This window comes from Tabrizicola sp. M-4, assembly GCF_051132405.1.
GTDB lineage: Bacteria > Pseudomonadota > Alphaproteobacteria > Rhodobacterales > Rhodobacteraceae > Paragemmobacter.
In genome coordinates this window covers 2,701,557-2,718,320 of record NZ_CP128606.1, presented here as the reverse complement: position 1 = coordinate 2,718,320, position 16,764 = coordinate 2,701,557, and the positions used below count along the sequence as shown (strand labels likewise).

18 protein-coding genes and 1 riboswitch are annotated in these 16,764 nt (G+C 66.8%); of the genes, 10 read left to right on the top strand and 8 right to left on the bottom strand.

Annotated elements, in window-relative coordinates; genetic code table 11:
* Positions 1-22 precede the first annotated feature (22 nt).
* The 3 genes from TabM4_RS13275 to TabM4_RS13265 form a co-directional block, all read right to left on the bottom strand.
* Positions 23-673 (bottom strand): DUF1638 domain-containing protein, encoded by a 651-nt coding sequence (locus TabM4_RS13275; protein ID WP_434613115.1) that lies wholly within the window; start codon positions 671-673, stop codon positions 23-25.
* Positions 673-828: a hypothetical protein gene (locus TabM4_RS13270; RefSeq protein ID WP_434613112.1), complete on the bottom strand. Its 156-nt coding sequence runs from the start codon at positions 826-828 to the stop codon at positions 673-675. The genes TabM4_RS13275 and TabM4_RS13270 overlap by 1 nt, the downstream gene beginning before the upstream one ends.
* Before the next feature lie 144 nt (positions 829-972).
* The gene (locus TabM4_RS13265; RefSeq protein ID WP_434613109.1) at positions 973-1,671 is read right to left on the bottom strand and encodes a corrinoid protein; all 699 of its coding nucleotides are present in this window, start codon (positions 1,669-1,671) and stop codon (positions 973-975) included.
* Positions 1,672-1,830: 159 nt separating this feature from the next.
* Between TabM4_RS13265 and TabM4_RS13260 the strand changes: the two genes are divergently transcribed.
* On the top strand, positions 1,831-2,919 hold the full coding sequence (locus TabM4_RS13260) for a PA0069 family radical SAM protein (protein ID WP_434613106.1): 1,089 nt from the start codon (positions 1,831-1,833) through the stop codon (positions 2,917-2,919).
* Here the strand turns inward: TabM4_RS13260 and purD are convergent.
* Positions 2,916-4,178, bottom strand: coding sequence for a phosphoribosylamine--glycine ligase (gene purD / locus TabM4_RS13255; protein ID WP_434613103.1), 1,263 nt, complete (start codon positions 4,176-4,178; stop codon positions 2,916-2,918). The two genes, TabM4_RS13260 and purD, sit on opposite strands and share 4 nt — an antisense overlap.
* A 157-nt stretch (positions 4,179-4,335) precedes the next feature.
* Here purD and TabM4_RS13250 point away from each other — a divergent pair, with 157 nt between their 5' ends.
* Together TabM4_RS13250 and xseA are read left to right on the top strand one after the other, a co-directional pair.
* Complete coding sequence (locus tag TabM4_RS13250; RefSeq protein ID WP_434613100.1) at positions 4,336-4,701, top strand: peptidoglycan-binding domain-containing protein; 366 nt, start codon at positions 4,336-4,338, stop codon at positions 4,699-4,701.
* Positions 4,702-4,827: 126 nt separating this feature from the next.
* Positions 4,828-6,387, top strand: a complete 1,560-nt coding sequence (gene xseA, locus TabM4_RS13245) for an exodeoxyribonuclease VII large subunit (RefSeq protein WP_434613097.1) — start codon at positions 4,828-4,830, stop codon at positions 6,385-6,387.
* Positions 6,388-6,432: 45 nt separating this feature from the next.
* Here the strand turns inward: xseA and TabM4_RS13240 are convergent, their stop codons facing one another.
* Positions 6,433-6,864, bottom strand: coding sequence for a hypothetical protein (locus TabM4_RS13240; protein WP_434613094.1), 432 nt, complete (start codon positions 6,862-6,864; stop codon positions 6,433-6,435).
* Positions 6,865-6,902: 38 nt separating this feature from the next.
* A complete protein-coding gene (locus TabM4_RS13235) occupies positions 6,903-7,949 on the bottom strand; it encodes an alkane 1-monooxygenase (protein WP_434613091.1) in 1,047 nt (348 codons plus the stop codon).
* 254 nt (positions 7,950-8,203) lie between these two features.
* Here TabM4_RS13235 and ftsY point away from each other — a divergent pair, with 254 nt between their 5' ends.
* The 4 genes from ftsY to TabM4_RS13215 are packed head-to-tail and all read left to right on the top strand — an operon-like array spanning position 8,204 to position 11,256.
* Positions 8,204-9,280 (top strand): signal recognition particle-docking protein FtsY, encoded by a 1,077-nt coding sequence (gene ftsY, locus TabM4_RS13230; RefSeq protein ID WP_434613089.1) that lies wholly within the window; start codon positions 8,204-8,206, stop codon positions 9,278-9,280.
* A complete protein-coding gene (locus TabM4_RS13225) occupies positions 9,277-10,176 on the top strand; it encodes an EamA family transporter (protein WP_434613086.1) in 900 nt (299 codons plus the stop codon). The genes ftsY and TabM4_RS13225 overlap by 4 nt, the downstream gene beginning before the upstream one ends.
* Before the next feature lie 2 nt (positions 10,177-10,178).
* Positions 10,179-10,790, top strand: a complete 612-nt coding sequence (locus TabM4_RS13220) for an inner membrane-spanning protein YciB (protein ID WP_434613083.1) — start codon at positions 10,179-10,181, stop codon at positions 10,788-10,790.
* A complete protein-coding gene (locus TabM4_RS13215) occupies positions 10,780-11,256 on the top strand; it encodes a GNAT family N-acetyltransferase (protein ID WP_434613080.1) in 477 nt (158 codons plus the stop codon). The genes TabM4_RS13220 and TabM4_RS13215 overlap by 11 nt, the downstream gene beginning before the upstream one ends.
* A 48-nt stretch (positions 11,257-11,304) precedes the next feature.
* On the opposite strand, the gene TabM4_RS13210 is transcribed toward TabM4_RS13215, so the two are convergent.
* Together TabM4_RS13210 and TabM4_RS13205 are read right to left on the bottom strand one after the other, a co-directional pair.
* Positions 11,305-11,511: a cold-shock protein gene (locus tag TabM4_RS13210; RefSeq protein ID WP_161767080.1), complete on the bottom strand. Its 207-nt coding sequence runs from the start codon at positions 11,509-11,511 to the stop codon at positions 11,305-11,307.
* A 229-nt stretch (positions 11,512-11,740) separates the two neighbouring features.
* Positions 11,741-12,442: a glutathione S-transferase N-terminal domain-containing protein gene (locus tag TabM4_RS13205; RefSeq protein ID WP_434613076.1), complete on the bottom strand. Its 702-nt coding sequence runs from the start codon at positions 12,440-12,442 to the stop codon at positions 11,741-11,743.
* A gap of 135 nt (positions 12,443-12,577) precedes the next feature.
* Positions 12,578-12,655, top strand: a riboswitch (SAM riboswitch).
* A 47-nt stretch (positions 12,656-12,702) separates the two neighbouring features.
* Here TabM4_RS13205 and metZ point away from each other — a divergent pair.
* The 3 genes from metZ (at position 12,703) to TabM4_RS13190 (ending at position 16,708) form a co-directional block, all read left to right on the top strand.
* Positions 12,703-13,881, top strand: coding sequence for an O-succinylhomoserine sulfhydrylase (metZ, locus tag TabM4_RS13200; RefSeq protein WP_434613073.1), 1,179 nt, complete (start codon positions 12,703-12,705; stop codon positions 13,879-13,881).
* Positions 13,882-14,091: 210 nt separating this feature from the next.
* A complete protein-coding gene (gene folE2, locus TabM4_RS13195) occupies positions 14,092-15,183 on the top strand; it encodes a GTP cyclohydrolase FolE2 (RefSeq protein ID WP_434613071.1) in 1,092 nt (363 codons plus the stop codon).
* A 76-nt stretch (positions 15,184-15,259) separates the two neighbouring features.
* A complete protein-coding gene (locus TabM4_RS13190) occupies positions 15,260-16,708 on the top strand; it encodes a TrkH family potassium uptake protein (protein ID WP_434613068.1) in 1,449 nt (482 codons plus the stop codon).
* Positions 16,709-16,764 lie beyond the last annotated feature (56 nt).

Sequence of the window (16,764 nt, the reverse complement as noted above, 5' to 3'; positions counted from 1 at the left end):
GTTCGGGGCGGCTTTCGTCATTTCAGGGGGCGAGGGCGGCGAGGGCGGTGGTCAGGTCGCCATAGCCGGTGAAGCGGCGTTCATAGGCGAGGCCGAGGCGGGTGGCGCAGTCGCGGGCCTTGGCGTCCAGCGCCGGGTCGTCGGTCTGGGCCTGATAGACGAGTTTCGTGTAATTCCCGAAATACATGTCGCGCAGTTCGGGGTGGCGGTCCAGGCCCATGGGTTTCCAGACGAAGGCATCGAATTGCCGGACGAGGAAATCGGTCAGGTAGAAGGCGGTGAATTCCTCTTCCGCCTTGGCCGCGAAGGCGGCGTTGCCTTCAAAGAACGAATAGCAATGCGGGCCTTCGACCATGTCGACGCCCAGTTCCTTGCACTTTTCCTGCAAGAGGCCGCCCGTGCCGCAATCGGCATAGACGATGAAGAGGCGGTCGTATGCGGCGCTGTGCGCGGTGACGGCCTGTTCCACCGCCGCGGGAATGCGGTCGGGCCAGAGGTGGAGATTGGCGGGCAGGCATTGCAGATCGAGGTGGTCCCAGCCATTGGCACGTTTCAGGGCGAGGATTTCATGCGCCAGCGCCCCGCAGGCGATCAGCAGGATCCGGCCTTGCGCTGCGGGGGGAAGGCCCTGTTCGGTAAGGGTGTCGTCGTCTAGGGGTGGCAGGGTGCCCATCAGCGCAATTGGCGCGCGCCGAGGAGCAGGCTGCCTGCCAGCGCGGCGAAGCCAAGGGCCACGAGCGGCAGGTCGGCCCAGACGGCAAGGCCGATGGTCGTGCCCGCGGCGAAGATCACGAAGGCGATCAGGAGGAGGAAATGGGTAAGGGGCATGTCAGGCACCGTCCTTTCCCCGCAAAGATGGCGTCCCGGCGCGGGAAAGCCAAGGGGGAGTCGCGGAAGGGTGAACGGGGCGCCCTGCGGTGGGTGACCCCCTCCCCGACCCTCCCCCGCCGGGCAGGGGAGGGGGAAGGCGCGTCAGGCGCCGAGTTGGTTGTGCTTGCGCGCCACGAATTGCTTGGCGGTTTCGACCGCCACGGCGGCGTCGCGGCAATAGGCGTCGGCGCCGATGGCCTTGCCGAATTCCTCGTTCAGGGGGGCGCCGCCGACGAGGACGATGTAGTCTTCGCGCAGGCCCTTTTCCTTCATCGTGTCGATCACGACCTTCATGTAGGGCATGGTCGTGGTCAGCAGCGCGGACATGCCGAGGATGTCGGGCTTTTCGGTTTCCAGCGCTTCGAGGTATTTCTCGACCGCGTTGTTGATGCCGAGGTCGACGACTTCGAAGCCCGCGCCTTCCATCATCATGGCGACGAGGTTCTTGCCGATGTCGTGGATGTCGCCCTTGACGGTGCCGATGACCATCTTGCCCATGCGCGGTGCGCCGGTTTCGGCCAGCAGCGGCTTGAGGATGGCCATGCCGGCCTTCATCGCATTGGCGGCGAGCAGCACTTCGGGCACGAAGAGGATGCCGTCGCGGAAGTCGGCGCCGACGATCGTCATCCCGGCGACGAGCGCCTTGGTCAGGACGTCATAGGGGGCCCAGCCGCGTTCGATGAGGATGTTGACGCCCTCTTCGATCTCTTCCTTGAGACCGTCATAGAGGTCGTCATGCATCTGGAGGACGAGTTCGTCGTCGGAGAGTTCGGAAAGGATGATCTCGTCGTCGTCGGCCATGGTGGCGTTCCCTTTGGGGTATGCGTTCCCAGCCTGCATGGGCTGAAAGCGGCATGTGGACTTTTCGGATTACGACATGCCCCGGATGAAAGCCGACAGCAAGGGGTCGCGGCTGATATCCGGGTGGCGTTTGTTCCTGTTATGTTCTAGTTTGCGGCCATGGAGCATGGACGGGACGGGATTCTGCCGGGAAAAAGGGTGCGGGCGCGGGGAGCGCTGAGCAATGCACCGGGGCGTTTCGAGGGGCGGGGGCTGGTGCCCTTTGCCGATGGCTGGGAAATGGCCGAGGAGGCGCGGCTGGTGCGGACGGAGGTCCGGGCGGAGCGGGCGCGGTCGGCGATCAGCTATAACCGGTCGCCGGATCTGCCCTTTGACCGGTCGGTGAACCCCTATCGGGGGTGTGAGCATGGCTGCACCTATTGTTTCGCGCGGCCGACGCATGCCTATCTGAACCTGTCGCCGGGCCTTGATTTCGAGACGCGGCTGGTGGCGCGGCCGGGGATCGGGGCGGTGCTGGCGCGGGAGTTGCGGGCGAAGGGATATCGGGTGGCACCGATCGCAATTGGGACGAACACCGACCCCTATCAGCCCTGCGAGGCGGAGTGGCGCGTGATGCGCGAGGTGGTGGAGGTGCTGGCGGGCTGCGGGCATCCGCTGGCGATTACCACGAAGGGGACGTTGATCGAGCGGGATTTTGACCTGCTAGCGCCAATGGCGGAGCGGGGGCTGCTGCGGGTGGGGGTGTCGGTGACGACGCTGGATGCGGGGCTGTCGCGGCGGATGGAGCCGCGGGCCGCCTTGCCCGCGCGGCGGCTGGAGGTGATCCGGCGGCTGTCGGCGGCGGGGGTGCCGGTGCGGGTGATGGTGGCCCCGGTGGTGCCGGGGCTGACGGATCATGAGTTGGAGGGAATTCTGGAGGCCGCGCGTGGGGCGGGGGCGGTGGGGGCGTCGTGGATCATGCTGCGCCTGCCCTTGGAGGTGGCGGGTTTGTGGCGGGAATGGCTGGAGCAGGCGGAGCCGGGGCGGGCGGCGAAGGTGATGGCCCGGGTGAGGGAGGCGCGGGGCGGGAAGGATTACGATGCGGAATGGGGGAAACGGATGCGGGGGGAGGGGCTGTTTGCCGAGTTGATTGCAACCCGCTTTGCGAAGGCCGTGGCGCGGCTAGGGCTGGCGGAGGCCTTGCCTGCCTTGCGCTGCGATCTGTTCCGGCCCCCCGCGCGGGCGGGGGACCAGTTGAGCCTGTTCTAGAGGGCGCGCCAGCCGATGTCGCGGCGGCAGAAGCCTTCGGGCCAGTCGATGGCATCCACCATCGCATAGGCCTTGGCCTGCGCCTCGGCCAGTGTCGCGCCGCGGGCGGTGACGTTGAGGACGCGGCCTCCGGTGGCGGTGATCTGGCCGTCGCGGGTGGTGGTTCCGGCGTGGAAGACCATCTGCGAGGAGGTTTCGGGGAGGGCGTCGAGGCCCCTGATCACGCTGCCCTTGGTGTAGCTGCCGGGATAGCCCTGCGAGGCCATGACGACGGTCAGGGCGTGGTCGTGGGCCCAGTGGAGTTTCGCGTCGCCAAGCCGCCCCTCGGCGCAGGCGAGGAGGAGGTCTAGCGCCTGTGCGCCGAGGCGCATCATCAGGACCTGACATTCGGGGTCGCCGAAGCGGGCGTTGTATTCCACCAGACGGGCGCGGCCGTTTTCGATCATCAGGCCTGCGTATAGGACGCCTTGGTAGGGCGTGCCGCGGCGGGCCATTTCGCGGATGGTGGGGAGGACGATGTCCTCCATCGCCTGATGGGCGATGGCGTCGGTCAGAACGGGGGCAGGAGAATAGGCGCCCATGCCGCCGGTATTGGGGCCGGTGTCGCCATCGCCCACGCGCTTGTGGTCCTGCGCGGTGCCGATGGGCAGGGCGTTCTCACCGTCGGTGAGGATGAAGAAGGAGGCCTCTTCACCCGTCATGAATTCCTCGATCACCACTTCCGCGCCTGCCGCGCCGAATTCGCCGCCGAACATGTCGTCGATGGCGGCGAGCGCCTCGTCGGTGGTCATGGCGACGATGACGCCTTTTCCGGCGGCGAGGCCGTCGGCCTTGACCACGATGGGGGCGCCTTGGGCCGTGACATAGGCACGGGCGGGGGCCGCTTCGGTGAAGCGGGCATAGGCGGCGGTGGGGGCGGCGCAAGCGTCGCAGATTTCCTTGGTGAAGGACTTGGAGGCTTCGAGTTTTGCCGCCGCCGCCGAGGGGCCGAAGGTCAGGATGCCAGCGGCGCGAGTGGCATCGGCCACGCCTGCGGCAAGGGGCGCTTCGGGGCCGACGATGACGAAGTCGATGGCGTTTTCCTCGCAGAAGGTGACGACCGTGCTGCCCGAGAGGATGTCGATATCGGCGCATTCTGCGAGGAGCGCGATGCCCGCATTGCCGGGGGCGACGATCAGGCGGTCGGTCTTGGGGTTCTGCTTGACGGCCCATGCAAGGGCATGTTCGCGCCCACCGCTGCCGAGGATGAGGATGTTCATGGCCGATGCCCCCTAGGTCGCCCGTCGCTGCGGGGGGATTAGCGGCTGGTCGGGGCTGCGGCAAGGCGCGGATCGCAGAAATGACGCGATCTGGCCCATCTGTTGCCAAGCGGGCCGGGGAGGAGGGGGAGGCATTTTCCAAGGAAGGAGTTTCATCATGGACAGACGTTCGATCCTGCGTGGCCTTGTTGCCCTGCCCTTTGCGGCGATGGCGTCGGGCACGGCCTTGGCGCAGGGCGACCCGCTGGCCGAAGCCTTTGCCGTTCTGTCGGAGGCGGAGAAGGCCGCGGTGCAGCAGGAATTGCTGACCGGCGGGTTCTATGGCGGGGCGGTGGATGCGCGCTTCGGGCCGGGGACGCGCGCGGCTTTGGTGGAGGCGGCGGCCTTCATCGCCGAGAATTCGGGCGGGCGCGAGACGCCGGATGTGACCACGACGGTCGCGGCGGAGAGCTATCTGCGCAGGCTTGCCTCGGGCGAGTTGGCGGCGTGGCTGTATGGCGAGGGTGCCGAGGCGGATTACTGAGCGGATGTTTCGCGCGGGGGCGGGCGGGGTTTCCCGCCCGCCCCCGTGACGTGATGGCCGGAGGCGGCATCACGGCTTTTCCTTCCGGCGCGCAGGGCCTAATCTTCGGCCGAGCCGGAGGCGCGCATGGACCTTTTCGAAGAAACGACAACACCGCAGGGCAACCAGCCGGAATACACCGTGTCGGAATTGTCCGGCGCGGTGAAGCGGGTGATCGAGGGGGAATTCGGCCTTGTCCGCGTTAGGGGCGAGGTGGGGCGGGTGTCGCGGCCTGCCTCGGGGCATCTTTACTTTGACCTGAAGGATGACCGCAGCGTCATTGCCGCCATAAGCTGGAAGGGGCAGGTGGCGCGGATGCAGGTCCGGCCCGAGGAGGGGATGGAGGTTGTCGCCACGGGGCGGATGACCACCTTTCCGGGGCAGTCCAAATATCAACTGATCGTCGAGGATGTGGCACCTGCCGGGGCGGGCGCGTTGATGGCGATGCTGGAAAAGCGCAAGGCTGCGCTGGCGGCGGAGGGGTTGTTCGATGCGGCGCGGAAGAAGCCGATCCCGTTCCTGCCGGGGGTGATCGGGGTCGTCACTTCGCCCAGCGGGGCGGTGATCCGGGATATCCTGCATCGGCTGCGGGACAGGTTTCCCCGGCACGTGCTGATCTGGCCCGTCGCCGTGCAGGGGCAGGCCTGCGCGCCGGAGGTGGCGGCGGCGATCCGGGGGTTCAACGCGATCGAGCCGGGGGGACCCGTGCCGCGCCCGGATCTGATCATCGTGGCGCGGGGCGGCGGGTCGCTGGAGGATCTGTGGGGGTTCAACGAGGAGATCGTGGTGCGGGCGGCGGCGGCGTCGCGGATTCCGCTGATCTCCGCCGTTGGGCATGAGACGGATACGACGTTGATCGACTTCGCCTCGGACCGCCGCGCGCCGACGCCCACGGCGGCGGCGGAGATGGCGGTTCCCGTGCGGATGGAGCTTCTGGCGGCGGTCGACGGGTTCGGCGCGCGGGCGGTGCGGGCGGTGGTCGCGGGTGTGGGGCTGCGCGGGCAGCGGCTGCGCGATCTGGGGCGGGCGCTGCCGCGCCCGGAGGCGCTGGTGCAGGGGCCTGCGCAGCGGCTGGACCTTTGGTGTGGGCGGCTGGGGGCGGCGCTGGGGATGGCGGCGGCACGGAAGCGGCAGGTCTTCGGCACGAAGGCGGGGCTGGTGCGGCCGGAATTGCTGCTGGGTCTGGTGGCGCATCGGCGGCGCGATCTGGGCGAGCGGGCGGCGCGGGTGGAGATGCTGGCCGAGCGCCTTGTCGAACGGAAGGGCGCGCGGCTGGAGGCCTTGGGGGGGCGGCTTGCGCCGTCGCTGGCACGGGTTCTGGGCGATGCGGAGCGGGATGTGCGCAAGGGGCGAGAGCGCCTGGGCGTTCTGGCGGAGCGTCTGGAGACGGCCCCTGCGGCGCGGTTCGCGCAGGTGCGGCAGCGGCTGGAGGCGCTGGACCGGACGCGGATGACGCTGGGCTATGCCGAGACCTTGAAGCGCGGTTTCGCGGTGGTGCGGGGCGACGGGGCGGTGGTCACAACGAAGGCCTCGGCGGAGCGGGCGGCGGCGCTGGAGATCGAATTCGCGGATGGGCGGGTGGCGGTCGGCGGGCGAGGGAGGGCCCGAAAGGCCGGCGAGGGGCCGGAGCAGGGGTCGCTGTTCTGATTTTCCGGTCCTGCCTTGCCTTGGCCGCGTTGCGGGCTGGGCGGGTCAGACCCCGACTTCGGGGCCGGGGCAGGAGAGGGGTGTGGTGCTTTGCCCGACCTCGGAAAGCTGGGTGCCGCCGTCTGCGCCCATGAAGATGGCGTGCAGCCCATCCCTTTCGCGGTAGAAGCGCCAGCATTGCGGCGTCGGGTCCTTGTCGTAGACGAAGCAGATGTTGCCCTGATCCTCGAACCAGTGGCCGTATTGGCATTCGTCTTCGGTGAAGGCCCAGATCACCTTGCGCCCTGGGAGGTATTGTTCGGATCCCCAGACGATGCCGTCCTGCGCGTAGGAGAGGGTCTTGCCGGTGGCATAATCCTCGAACTGCTGGGCGGTGAGGGGGGCATCGGCCACGGCGACGGGCGTTTCCGCGAGGGCGGGCGTGGCAAGGGCGAAGAGGAGGGTGAGGGCTGCGCGCTGCATGATCTTACCTGTCATTGCGCGCGACCATGCCAGATGGCGGCGGATTTGGCCAGTCAACCTTGCGTGTCGGTGGCGGAGAGGCGCGCGAGATGCGGTTTCATCAGCCTGCGCCAGAGCGGCGGGACGAGGGCGATGGTGGCGGCGAGGGGCAGGGGCCAAGGCAGGAGGGGGGCACCGTCGGGCAGGCGCAGCGCGGGATAGGGGCGCGAGGGGTGGCTGTGGTGGTCGGAATGGCGTGGCGCGTTCAGCAGCAGGGCGGAGGTGAACCAATGCGCGGTGTTCCACGAATGGCGGCCGGAGACGGGTTCGGGTTTGCCATCGGGGCCGGTGGCGCGGGTCAGGCCGTAATGCTGCACATAGTCTGACAGATGGATCTGGATCTGGGCATGGGCGGCGAGGAGGAGCCAGAGGCCAAGGCCCGGAAGTCCGCCGATCAGCGCTGCGGTGGCGAGGGCCGCGGCGGAGATGAGGGCGTATCGTGCGTATGGGTGCAGGCCCCGTGCGCTGCGTTGCCGCAGGGCGTTCTCGGCCCGCAGGCCTTCGATGAAGCCACCGAGTGAGGCACGGGGGAGATAGCGCCAGAAGCCCCGCCCACGCGGTGCCGAGGCCGGGTCGCGCGAGGTTGCGACATGCGGGTGATGCACGAGGCGGTGGCTGGAGGCGTGGTGGCCGATCAGGAGCCAAGCATAGCAGGCGATGCCCAGCCTGACGAGGTGGCGGTCGCCGCGATGGATGAGTTCATGCGCGGCGGGATGGGTGATCTGGCCCAGCCAGAGGCCGGTGGAGAAGAGCAGGGCGGCCTTCTCGGGCAGTGACAGGCCGCTGCCCGTGGCGGCGGCGATGGCGAGAGGCGGCAGGGCGAGGGTGGCGAGGCCGAGGGCCACGAGGAGAGCGTCGGCGGCGGGGAATTCTGCGTCTTCGGGTGCGTCGCTTTCGACGAGGGGGAGGATCTGGTCGAGGGTGAGGGAGAGCAGCCAGAGATATGCGAGGGCGAGCCAGAGCCAGAGTCCTCCTGCAGCCGCCCCGACGGCGAGGAGGGCGAGGGGGGCGAGGGTTGCCGCGGCGAAGGCGGCAGGGGGGATCGGGGCGCGGACACTCATCACGCGTTGGAAGCTAGCATCGGGGGGCGCGGGCGTCATGGGGTGGGGCCACGATTTTTCTGCGAAAAATCGGCGCGGATGGCAGGCGTGGTTTCCGGGGGCAGCGTCGGACCGGGGGTTTTGCACCCCCGGACCCCCGCAGGGTATTTGGGCCGAAACGAAGGGGCGGCGGAGGGTGCGGGATGATGACGGGCCTTCCGTTCAAGGGCGGAAGGGATTAGGTGACGGAAGGGCGATTGGCGGAAAGGGGCGGCATGTCCTTCTTCAAGAAACTGCGGGAACGGATGTTCCGCTCTTCGGACAAGATCGGCGAGGGGCTGGAGGCGCTGGTGGCCGAGGATGCGGTCCCGGAGGCGGAGGGCACCGCGCCTGCGGCGGCTGCCACGGTCGTCGAGACGCCTGCGCCGGCATCCGCGCCGGAGCGGAAGGCGGAGCCGGAGGTGGCGAAGCCGGGGTTGCTGGGGCGGCTGTTCGGGGGCGGGGCTGCGGTGGAGGAGCCGCGGCGGCTGGTCGATGATGCGATGCTCGAGAGCCTCGAGGAGGTGTTGATCCAGGCCGACATGGGCGTGGAGACGGCGGTGCGCGTGACGGCGAACATTGCCGAGGGGCGCTTCGGGAAGAAGATCACGACGCGGGAGCTGAAGGCGGCGCTGGCGGGTGAGGTGGCGCGGATCATGGAGCCCGTGGCGCGGCCTTTGCCGATCTATCCCAAGCGGCCACAGGTCGTGCTGGTCGTGGGTGTGAACGGGTCTGGCAAGACCACGACCATCGGGAAGCTGGCCTCTCAGTTCAAGGCGGCGGGGAAGTCGGTGGTGATCGCCGCCGGGGACACGTTCCGCGCGGCGGCGGTGGAGCAGTTGCAGGTCTGGGGGCAGCGGGCGGGGGTGCCGGTGCTGACGGCGGCGGAGGGGAGCGACCCGGCCTCGCTGGCCTTCGATGCGCTGACGCAGGCGCAGGCGCAGGGGGCGGATCTGTTGCTGATCGACACGGCGGGGAGGTTGCAGAACCGTGCCGACCTGATGGAGGAATTGGCGAAGATCGTGCGGGTGATCCGCAAGGTGGATGCGACGGCGCCGCATAACACCCTGCTCGTGCTGGATGCGACGACGGGGCAGAATGCGCTGTCTCAGGTGGAGATCTTCCGCAAGATCGCGGACGTGACGGGGCTGGTGATGACGAAGCTCGATGGCACGGCCAAGGGGGGCGTGCTGGTGGCTTTGGCGGATCGGTTCGGGTTGCCCATACATGCGATCGGGGTGGGGGAGCAGATCGACGATCTGGCGCCCTTCGATCCGGAGGATTTCGCGAAGGCGCTGGTCGGGCAGGAGTGAGCGGCTGGCTGATCTCGCTGGAAGGGACCGAGGCAGGGCGGGATCTGGCCTTGGCGTTGGCCCTGATGGCGGCGGTGCTGCATGCGCTGTTCGGGGCGTTGCAGAAGGGGCGGCATGATCCGTGGATGTCGCGGGCGGTGATCGACCTTTGTTACGGGGTGATCGCCGTTCCTTTTGCGCTGTTCGTGGTGCCCTGGCCCGAGCCGCATATGTGGGTGATCTTCGCGGGCGCTTTCCTGATCCATTCGGGATACAAGCTGTTGCAGGCGATGGCCTATGACCGGGGGGCCTATACGGTGGTTTACCCCGTGGTGCGGGGGACGGGGCCGTTCTTTGCCGTGATCGGGGCGGGGATCGTCTTTGGCGAGAGCTATGGGGCCGGGCAATGGGCGGGGGTCGGGGTGCTGATGGCGGGCATCTTCGGGCTTGCCGCCTACAACCTGCGCCATGTGCAGGTGGATCGCGAGACGCTGGTGCCTGCGCTGGGGCTGGCGGTGGTCACGGGATCGTTCGTTGCGCTTTATACCACCTATGACGCCTATGGCATCCGGGCGACGGCGGATCCGTTCACCTTTCTGGCCTGGTTCTTCATGATCGACGGGGTGTTGTTTCCCGTGCTGATGGCGCGGCGGTTGGTACGGTTGACCGCGCGGGAGGCGGTGCCTCTGGTCCGGCGGGGGGTGATGGGGGCCTTTGTGGCCTATGCCTCCTTCGGGTCGATCATGCTGGCGACGCGGCTGGACAAGGTGGGGGAGGCGGCGGTGCTGCGCGAGACCTCCACCGTCTTTGCCGCCTTGATCGGCTGGTGGGTTCTGGGCGAGAAGGTGGGCGCGGTGCGCGCCGGGTTGATGGGATTGATCGCGGCGGGTGCCGTGGTGATGGAATGGGCGGGGTGAGGATGTCTGAACCGAAGAAGCTGCATCCGGGGGTGAAGCTGGGGCTGGAACTGGGGCCGATTGCCCTGTTCTTTGCCGGATATGTCTATCTGAAGGACCGGGTCTTTTCGATTGGCGGCACGGAGTATGACGGGTTCATCGTGGTGACCGCGCTGTTCATCCCGCTGATGGTGCTGACGACGGGGATCCTGTGGGGACTGACGGGGAAGCTGTCGAAGATGCAGATCGCCACCGTGGTGCTGGTGGTGCTGTTCGGGGGGCTGTCGGTCTGGCTGAACGACGAGCGGTTCTTCAAGATGAAGCCCACGATGATCTATCTGCTGTTCGGGGGGATCCTCGGGTTCGGGCTGCTTCGGGGGCAGAGCTATCTGCGGGTGGTGATGGAAGAGGCGCTGCCGATGCAGGACGAGGGGTGGATGATCCTGACGCGGCGGCTGTGCGCGTTTTTCTTTGGGCTGGCGGTGCTGAACGAGGCGATCTGGCGGACGATGTCGACCGAGGCCTGGGTGAATTTCAAGACCTTCGGGCTGACGGCGGCCCTGTTCCTGTTCTTCATGACGCAGGGGGGCGTGCTGAGCCGCTACGGGATCGAGAAGGACCGGGATGGCGAGTGAGGGCGCGGCCGTCGGGCTGCGGGCCTATGAGCCGGGCGATCTGGCGGCGGTGCTGTGCCTTTTCGACGGAAATGTGCCGGAGTTCTTTGCCGCCGGAGAGCGGGCGGAGTTCGAGGAATTTCTGAAGGCCGGGCCTGCGACGCCCTATCTGGTGTTGGAGCAGGCCGGTTCGGTGGTTGCCGCGGGCGGGGTGAGTGTCGACGCGGCGGGCTGGGTGACGCTGGATTGGGGGATGGTCGCGCGACCGTTGCAGCGCGGGGGGCTGGGGCGGCGGCTGTTCACCGCGCGGCTGGCCCTGGCGCGGTCGATGGCTGGCAGCCGGGGGCTGCGGCTGGAGACGAGCCAGAAGACCTGCGGGTTCTATGAACGTTTCGGCTTTCGGGTGACGGCGGTGCGGGCGGGCGGGTTCGGGCCGGGGCTGGACGCCGTGGCGATGGAGCTGCGCTGGGGAGCGGTTGGGGCATGAAAAAGGGCGGCCCGAGGGCCGCCCTTTCCGCATTCGGTGCGCTGGCGATCAGGCCAGAGCGAGGTTGGTCGCGGATTCGCGGCCCTGACGATCGGTTTCCAGATCGAAGGTGACGGCCTGGCCGTCATTCAGGCCGCGCAGGCCGGCGCGCTCCAGCGCGGTGATGTGGACGAACACGTCCTTCTTGCCGCCTTCCGGGGCGATGAAGCCGAAGCCTTTGGTGGCGTTGAACCATTTCACGGTGCCGTTGGCCATCGTGAGATCTCCTGTCAAATGTGCCACCCGCGAAGGTGCGGTGGCCTGGCTCAGGGTCGTGTCAAGGTCGCGTCTGACAGCCCGAGGGAAGACAGAAGGTCGAAAGATCGAATAAGCCCAGAAGCCATGCGCCCTTTGCCGGACAATAGCAAGGCAATTCGCCCTGCGCGTGAAAAAAGGGCGGCATCACGCGCGCCGCCCTTCTGGTTTGACCGTGGAAACATGGCCCTCAGCGCTTGAAGAGGATTTCCTGCGCCTTCTTGTCGGTTGCGGCGTCGCTGCGGCGGTCCATGCCGACCGCTGCGCCCTTGATGAAGGCCGGGCGGGCGGCGAGTTCGTCGAGCCAGCGCTTGAAGTTCGGCTTGTCGTCCAGCGTCTGTTCCTGCCCTTCCCAGCCCATGGCCCAAGGCCAGATGGCGAAATCGGCGATGGAGAGGAAATCGCCCGCGGCGTAGCGGGTTTTCGCAAGCTGCTTGTCGAGGACGCCATAGAGGCGGCCCACCTCGCGGCGGTAGCGGTCTTTCGCATAGGGCAGGTCGTGGGGCGGGTCCATGGAGGGGGCGTATTTCAGGAAGTGGTGCGCTTGCCCCGCCATGGGGCCGACGCCGCCCATCTGCCACATCAGCCATTGTTCGACGGAGGCCTGTTCGCGGGCGTTGGCGCCGCCGAACTTGCCCGTCTTGCGGACGAGGTATTGCAGGATCGCGCCGGATTCGAAGATCGAGATGGGCTGGCCGTCGGGGCCTGCGGGATCGGTGATGGCGGGCATGCGGTTGTTGGGCGCGATGGCGAGGAATTCGGGTTTGAACTGGTCGCCCGCGCCGATGTTGACGAAGTGGACGTCGTAGGGGAGGCCCATTTCTTCGAGTGCGATGGTGATTTTCTTGCCGTTGGGCGTGGCCCAGTAGTGGAGTTGGATGGGGGCTGTCATGGGTGCTCCTGTTCCTGATGGGGGTGATCATGCCGCAGGGGCAGGCCGGGGCAAGGTGTAATCGGGGCGCAAAATGCGCCACTGGTCTGTGCGTGGATGCGGGGCGGGCGTTGACCTTTGCCCGTTGCGGGCGTATCGGGCGAGCGTGGCGCTTTGTTACCGGATTGCGGGCCACGTTAAACAAGCCGCTAAAGAGGTGAGGGGATTTCGCCCCGGCACCTCTGGGTTTGCCGGGGCTTTTTCTTGGCCGGAGGCCGCAGATGACCGACTGGAAGACGCGCACGAAACTGGTGCATGAGGGAACCCGCCGCAGCCAGTATGGCGAGATGGCGGAGGCGATCTTCCTGACGCAGGGCTTCGCCTATGAGAGCGCGGAGAGTGCCGAGGCGCGGTTCATCAAGGCGGGCGAGGATGAGTTCATATATGCCCGTTATGGCAACCCCACGACGCGGATGTTCGAGGAGCGGATCGCGGCTCTGGAGGGGACGGAAGATGCCTTCGCCACGGCGTCGGGCATGGCGGCGGTGAATGGGGCGCTGACTTCGATGCTGCGGGCGGGGGATCATGTGGTGAGTTCCCGCGCGCTGTTCGGGTCGTGCCTTTACATTCTGGAAGAGGTGCTGACGCGCTATGGCGTGAAGGTGACCTTTGTCGACGGGGCCGATCTGGACCAGTGGCGCGCGGCCGTGGTGCCGGGGACGAAGGCGGTGTTCTTTGAATCCATGTCGAACCCGACGCTGGAATTGGTGGATATCCGGTCGGTTTCCGAGATTGCCCATGCCGTCGGTGCGGTGGTGATCGTGGACAACGTCTTTGCCACGCCGATCTTTTCGCGCGCGGTGGAGCAGGGGGCGGATGTCGTCGTCTATTCCACGACCAAGCATATCGACGGGCAGGGGCGCGCGCTGGGCGGCGTTGTCTGCGGGACGAAGGAGTGGATCAGGAAGGTTCTTGAGCCTTACATGAAGCATACCGGCGGGTCGATGAGCCCGTTCACGGCCTGGATGCATCTGAACGGGATGGCGACGCTGGATCTGCGCTGCCGGGCGATGGCGGATAGCGCGCTGAAGGTGGCGGGGGCGCTGGAAGGGGACGCGCGGGTTTCCAAGGTGATCTATCCGGGGCTGGCGTCGCATCCGCAGCATGATCTGGCGATGGCGCAGATGGGGACGGGCGGGACGCTGGTGACCTTCGAGGTGGCAGGCGGGAAGGATACGGCGTTCCGCTTCATGAACGCGCTGGAGATTGCCAAGATTTCCAACAATCTGGGCGATGCCAAGACGATTGCCACGCATCCCGCGACCACCACCCATCAGCGCCTGCCGCAGGAGCAGAAGGACAAGCTGGGCATCACGCCCGGCCTGATCCGCCTGTCGGTGGGGCTGGAGGATGCCGATGACCTGATCGCGGACCTTCGGCAGGCCTTGGCGACGGCCTGAGCGGGCTAGCGCCCGAAAGGGCGGGGTCAATGTCGGATTCGGGTGCCATCTGTGCGTCCGACGTCATTTCATTGTGATGGGCGAGCGCCTATATTCGACCTTCGTCCGGGGGGCATGACCCCGGGCGGGGTGATCCGAAGGGCCATTGGCTGCGTATACCTGTTGACATTGACGGCCGGCGAAAGCCCGCCCGAACCGAAAGGCAAGACCATGAATATCCATACCCCCGAACTTGACCGCCAGCCTTCCCGCGAAGAGGCGGAGGCGGCGCTGGCCGTGCTGCGGCGCTGGGCGGGCAAGGCGTCAGATGCCGAGATTGCGGGGCTGGATTCTTCCGTTGCCTATCTGATTCCGGGCGAGGGCTATCCGGCGCTGTCGCGCGCCTATCCAGCGGATTTCGTGGTGGATGAAGCCTACAAGGACAGTCTGCCCGACCTGCAGAACGGGCCGGCCAGCCTGATCCGTGGCGAGAAGGCGCTGATCCAGCATGTGGGGATTTCCAATTTCCGCCTGCCGATCCGCTATCGGACGCGCGACAATGGCGAGATCACGCTGGAGACCAGCGTGACCGGCACCGTCAGCCTTGAAGCGGAGAAGAAGGGCATCAACATGAGCCGCATCATGCGGTCTTTCTATGCCCATGCGGAGCGGGATTTCAGCTTTGCTGTGATCGAGCACGCGCTGGAGGATTACAAACGCGACCTCGAAAGCTTCGATGCGCGCATCCAGATGCGGTTTTCCTTCCCGGTGAAGGTGGGGTCGCTTCGGTCGGGCCTTTCCGGGTGGCAGTATTACGACATTGCGCTGGAACTGGTGGATGTGGCCGGGGTGCGCAAGAAGATCATGCACCTTGATTTCGTCTATTCCAGCACCTGCCCATGTTCGCTGGAACTGTCGGAACATGCCCGCCGCACGCGGGGGCAACTGGCTACGCCGCATTCGCAGCGGTCGGTGGCGCGTATTTCGGTCGAGGTGAAGCCCGGCACGCGGCTGTGGTTCGAGGACCTGATCGACCTTGCCCGCGAGGCGGTGCCGACCGAGACGCAGGTGATGGTGAAGCGCGAGGATGAGCAGGCCTTCGCCGAGTTGAACGCGGCCAACCCGATCTTCGTGGAAGATGCGGCGCGGTCCTTCTGTCAGGCGCTGAAGGGCGACGGGCGGATCGGCGATTTCCGCATCGTGGCGAGCCATCAGGAAAGCCTGCACAGCCATGACGCGGTGAGCGTGTTGACTGAGGGCCCGACCTTCGCGCAGGACAGCCTTGATCCGCGGCTGTTCCAGACGCTCTATCACGTCGGCTGATGCCACCGCAGGGTTGCATGGGGGCCTGATTGCGGCGTTGACCGGAACGCCGCGGCAGGAGTAGCTATCGCTGACCATGCTTGATGTGCGGCCCATCGCCTATGTGTTCGGGCGCATCCTGATCGTTATGGCGATCTTGATGCTTGCGCCGGGCATCGTGGATTGGAGCGTGGGTGACCGCAACGCGCGGGCCTTCTTCGCCTCGGCGCTGGTCACGGGGAGTCTGGGCGCGATGGTCGCCATCGCCTCGTCGAACGGCACGCGGAAGGCCTTCGACGTTCGTGAGGCCTATCTTCTGACGGCGGCGATTTGGTTCGGGTTGCCCGCCTTTGCCGCAATGCCGCTGATGATCGGGGTACCGCATCTGCATTTCACCGAGGCCTATTTCGAGGCCGTGTCGGGCATCACGACGACCGGGGCCACGGTGATCTACGGGCTGGACACGATGCCAGCGGGGATGAACCTGTGGCGCGGCCTGCTGAACGGGGCGGGGGGATTGGGCATCGCCTTCGTCGCGATGATCTTTCTGCCGGTGATGCGGGTCGGGGGGATGCAGTTCTTCCGGACGGAGGGGTTCGACACCTTCGGCAAGGCGCTGCCGCGGGCGACGGATATCGCCAAGCAACTGGTGGGGGTCTATGTCGGTCTGATCCTGCTGGCCGGGCTGAGCTTTGCGGTGATCGGGATGACACCGCTGGATGCGACGGTTCATGCCATCGCGGCCATTGCGACGGGGGGATTTTCGCCGCGCGACGTGTCGTTCAACGCCTATGCCGGGGCGGGGGAGTATCTGGGCGCGCTGTTCATGCTGCTGGGGAGCCTGCCCTATATCCGCTATGTGCAACTGGTGAACGGATCGGCGCGGCCGCTGTGGCAGGATGTGCAGGTGCGCGGCTATCTGAAGATCCTGTGCCTTTCGGTGGGAAGCGTGACGCTGTGGCGGTGGTGGACATCGGAGATGGAGTTCGAGGATGTGTTCCGGGAGGCGCTGTTCAACCTGACATCCATCATCTCCTCGACCGGGTTCTTTTCGGGGAGCTTTCCGTTCTGGGGCGGCTACATTCTGCCCGTGGCCTTCCTCATCGGGATGATGGGGGCCTGCTCTGGATCTAGTGCGGCGGGGCTTTCGGTGTTCCGTGTGCAGATCGTCTGGGCCGCGCTGGTGCAGCAGGTGCGGCAGATCATCTCGCCGGGGCGGGTGGCGCCCGTGAAATACGATGGGCGGACGGTGGAGCCGGACGTTCTGGATGCGCTGATCCTGTATGTTTGCGGGTTCATTCTGACGCTGGGCGTTCTGACGGTTGCGATGACGCTGACGGGCGTGGATGCCATGAGCGCGCTTTTTGCGGTGTGGACCAGCCTTGGCAACATCGGCTACGGCTTCGGGCCGCTGGTGGAGCGGACGGGGACCTTTGTCGATTTTCCTGATGCGGCGAAGTGGATCATGACCTTGGCGATGATTCTGGGCCGGTTGGGGTTGCTTGCGATCTTCGTGCTTGTACTGCCCCGGTTCTGGCGGCGCTGAGGCGGGGCGGTCGAAGGGGGGAGGGCGGTTGACAGGGGCAGGACTGCGCCCCAAGG